This is a genomic window from Methylobacterium persicinum (assembly GCF_022179525.1).
In the GTDB taxonomy this organism is placed as follows: domain Bacteria; phylum Pseudomonadota; class Alphaproteobacteria; order Rhizobiales; family Beijerinckiaceae; genus Methylobacterium; species Methylobacterium persicinum.
In genome coordinates this window covers 1-2,804 of sequence record NZ_BPQX01000094.1, presented here as the reverse complement: position 1 = coordinate 2,804, position 2,804 = coordinate 1, and the positions used below count along the sequence as shown (strand labels likewise).

General features: G+C 64.2%; 5 protein-coding genes and 2 pseudogenes. 3 read left to right on the top strand and 4 right to left on the bottom strand.

The annotated features are described in order from the left end of the window. Positions 1–59: 59 nt before the first annotated feature. The 3 genes and pseudogenes from istB to MFF22_RS24870 all read left to right on the top strand — a co-directional run bounded on the left by istB (position 60) and on the right by MFF22_RS24870 (position 1,452). Positions 60–846, top strand: a pseudogene (gene istB / locus MFF22_RS24625) (IS21-like element helper ATPase IstB). A 221-nt stretch (positions 847–1,067) separates the two neighbouring features. Beyond that, positions 1,068–1,244: pseudogene (locus MFF22_RS24875) on the top strand (hypothetical protein); the annotation flags it as partial. Between the two features lie 43 nt (positions 1,245–1,287). Then, positions 1,288–1,452 (top strand): recombinase family protein, encoded by a 165-nt coding sequence (locus tag MFF22_RS24870; protein ID WP_238253403.1) that lies wholly within the window; start codon positions 1,288–1,290, stop codon positions 1,450–1,452. 122 nt (positions 1,453–1,574) lie between these two features. On the opposite strand, the gene MFF22_RS24615 is transcribed toward MFF22_RS24870, so the two are convergent. The 4 genes from MFF22_RS24615 to MFF22_RS24600 form a co-directional block, all read right to left on the bottom strand. After that, positions 1,575–1,778: a hypothetical protein gene (locus MFF22_RS24615; RefSeq protein WP_238253402.1), complete on the bottom strand. Its 204-nt coding sequence runs from the start codon at positions 1,776–1,778 to the stop codon at positions 1,575–1,577. Further along, positions 1,775–2,044: a hypothetical protein gene (locus MFF22_RS24610; protein WP_238253401.1), complete on the bottom strand. Its 270-nt coding sequence runs from the start codon at positions 2,042–2,044 to the stop codon at positions 1,775–1,777. Before MFF22_RS24610 ends, MFF22_RS24615 begins: the two co-directional genes overlap by 4 nt. Further along, the gene (locus MFF22_RS24605) at positions 2,017–2,301 is read right to left on the bottom strand and encodes a hypothetical protein (RefSeq protein ID WP_238253400.1); all 285 of its coding nucleotides are present in this window, start codon (positions 2,299–2,301) and stop codon (positions 2,017–2,019) included. The genes MFF22_RS24610 and MFF22_RS24605 overlap by 28 nt, the downstream gene beginning before the upstream one ends. Before the next feature lie 309 nt (positions 2,302–2,610). Next, the coding region (locus tag MFF22_RS24600) for an SDR family oxidoreductase (RefSeq protein WP_238253399.1) at positions 2,611–2,804 on the bottom strand (194 nt) is incomplete at its 5' end.

Here is a 2,804-nt window from a genome sequence, read left to right as displayed (position 1 = left end):
AAGTTGCACGCCGAAACACAGGCCGCCGACTGCACGGTGCTGGTGCCGGAGGTGGCGGCATGAGCGTGAGCGGCGATGAGACGACACCGGGCGTCCTGCTCGCCTATCACCTCAGCAGTTGAAGTTGCCGACGGTCCTGCACGAGTACGATAAGGTCGCCCGGGAATGTGCCCGGAGCGGCCTCGACCACCCCCGCTATCTGCTACGGCTGGTCGAGTTGGAATTGATCGACCGCGAACGGCGCCTGGTCGAGTGCCGGATCCGGGCGGTACGTTTCCCGGCGGTAAAGAGCCTCGACACCTTCGACTTCGCCGCCATCCCGAGCCTGAACAAGATGCTCGTGCTGGAGCTGGCGCCCTGCGGCTACGTCCTCGGTCGGGAGAACGTCATCGTGCTCGGCAACTCCGGCACCGGCAAGACGCACATCGCCCTAGCTCTCGGACTGGCGGCCTGCCAAAAGGGCTTCTCGGTCGCGTTCACCACGGCGGCCTCGCTGGTCAACCAGCTGATGGAGGCGCATGACGAGCGCCGCCTGCTCCGGCTTCAAAGGGAGCTGGTCACCGTGAAGCTGCTGATTGTCGATGAACTCGGCTACGTGCCGCTGTCGCCGATGGGGACCGAGCTTTTGTTCGAGGTGCTGTCCCAGCGCTATGAGCGCGGCTCGACGGTGGTGACCTCGAACCTTCAGTTCGAGGACTGGACCTCGGTCCTGGGCTCGGAGCGGCTCACCGGTGCACTGCTGGATCGACTGACCCCAGCTTCAGTACGAGGGCAGACCAGGGGGCAAGGTCACAAGCCACCCCGGATGAGCACGATCCCGCGACGGGCGAGATCCAGCCGGCCTGACCGTCACGATCCGCGACAAACGATGAAGGAGCCCGATCGGGCCCCCTTCATCGTTCAGGCTGTAAGCAGGCCGTGGCCTAGTTTTACTCCGCCACGGCGGCCCGAAATTGATCCGCCCTTTACACAGTCGCACGGCGGAATACGAACACCTGACCCATTGCGGACATTGGTGACGTCTGCTCGGGGAACAAATGAACGAAACCTTGCAGATGCTTTGATCGATGATTACCGCTCAGGGGCCACCCGCTGAAATCATTGCCCTTTTTTGTTGCATATATCTGGCGCATGATTGCGGCATGATTTACGGCTATGCGCGGGTATCGATGGACGAGCAGGATCTGGCCGTCCAGCGGGGACAGCTCGAAGCCCCTGCCTGCACCCGCATCTTCTCCAACACCTTCACCGGCACGACGACGGAACGGCCTTGGCTTAAAACGGCTGATGAAGGCACTCGCGCCCGGCGATCTGATCATCATGCCTGCCGCCGACCGGCTGGCCCGCGATCCGATCGACCTTGTTGTCCTCGCTCGCGAGATGCAGCAGGCCGGGGCCGCGCTGCGGTCCCTGGCGGAACCCTACATCGACACGGCCGGCGACTTCGCCTAGGTCGTGCTGGCACTCCTGGGCGTAGGCGCCAAGCTGGAACGGCGGCGCATCCTAGACCGCAGTAGATCTTTCGCTCCCCGTGGATGCGCACCCGGCGAACGGTAAGCTGGGACTGTTTAGCTCTAGTGCTTGCTCTGGCCCTCGCCGACTGCGGCGTAAACGGCGTCACACGCTTCCCGTAGGCCGTCCGGCTTGATCTCATCCCCGGCCATGACCTTCCGCGCCCTCGCATAGAGCTTGGTCTGGAACGCGTCCCACACCTCCCGAAGGGCGGGGTCAGCTTCTAGCAGGGCCGCCCATTGGTCTTCGTCGTAGGGGTGGTTCATGGCCGGTCCTCGGGGCGATCCATCAGCAGCCGGGTCCAGTTTCGGAAATGCTCGGCCTGCATGTCCTCGCTCGCGACGATCTGCCCGGTCCGGTCGTCGGTGAAGGTCCATGTGTCGTCGTGCGCCAGCGATGCCACCACATCGAAAATCGTGCTGCGGTGAAGATGGCGCACGATCTGCGCGGCCGGAACGCCTGAGGCTGCCGCCATGCGCCAGATGGTTGCCGCCTCGCGCTCGGTCAATTCGACGGTGAAGGTGCGGCGCATGGTTCGCCCTCGATGAGCAGGTCGGCATAGCGGAGCAGCTTGGCATGCTGCTTCGCGGGGTCGGTGCGCCACTGGCCGGCTTCACCGTCGAGCCAGGTCCATTCTCCGGTCGCTAGTTCCACGGCGGCGGCAAACACCGCCGCATGCTCCGGCGTCCGGGCGGCGGCGCGAGAAACGTCCCGGATCGAGCGTCCGGTGAGCTGGGCGATCTGCCAAACGGTTTCGGCCTGTTCAGCCGTCATGCGCTCGCGCGTCATCGGGTGGGCTTAGCCTCCGCTGCGGGCAGATCGACTATAGACAGGTCGAGAGCGAAAGGAATCCCCCTGTGCCAGGCGAAGGGGTGCGGACCAACGCGACGGCCAACGTCCGCTTTCGAAAAGCGCCGATAACCTTCGGAACGGCGGACATGGGTCGGAAGCCGTAGGACCGCTGTGGGTGGAAAGTCAAAGTTCTGCTTTCGGTGCGAGAGACAGGAAAGCAGACAATATTCGATAGTTGATGTAGTTCGAAAATGACCCCTGCGCGCAGTCTGTCGGGGTTGTGCGCGCAGGTGACATCGTTGTGCTTCAGCGGATGCCGCCGCTGGCGGTGATGTTCTCGCCGGTGAGCCAGCGCGCATCATCGGACGCAAGGAACGTCACGACGCCCGCGATGTCATCCGGCCGGCCGGCGCGGCCGAGCGGTGTCTGTGCGACCATCCCGGCCTCCATCTCCGAGCCGGAGATGCCGGCCGTGTGCGTACCTTCGGTCACCACATAGC

Excerpts from the sequence above, each read along its gene's own strand:
- MFF22_RS24870 (WP_238253403.1), top strand. The coding sequence starts at position 1,288 with ATGAAGGCACTCGCGCCCGGCGATCTGATCATCATGCCTGCCGCCGAC.
- MFF22_RS24610 (WP_238253401.1), bottom strand. The coding sequence starts at position 2,044 with ATGCGCCGCACCTTCACCGTCGAATTGACCGAGCGCGAGGCGGCAACC.
- MFF22_RS24615 (WP_238253402.1), bottom strand. The coding sequence starts at position 1,778 with ATGAACCACCCCTACGACGAAGACCAATGGGCGGCCCTGCTAGAAGCT.
- MFF22_RS24605 (WP_238253400.1), bottom strand. The coding sequence starts at position 2,301 with ATGACGCGCGAGCGCATGACGGCTGAACAGGCCGAAACCGTTTGGCAG.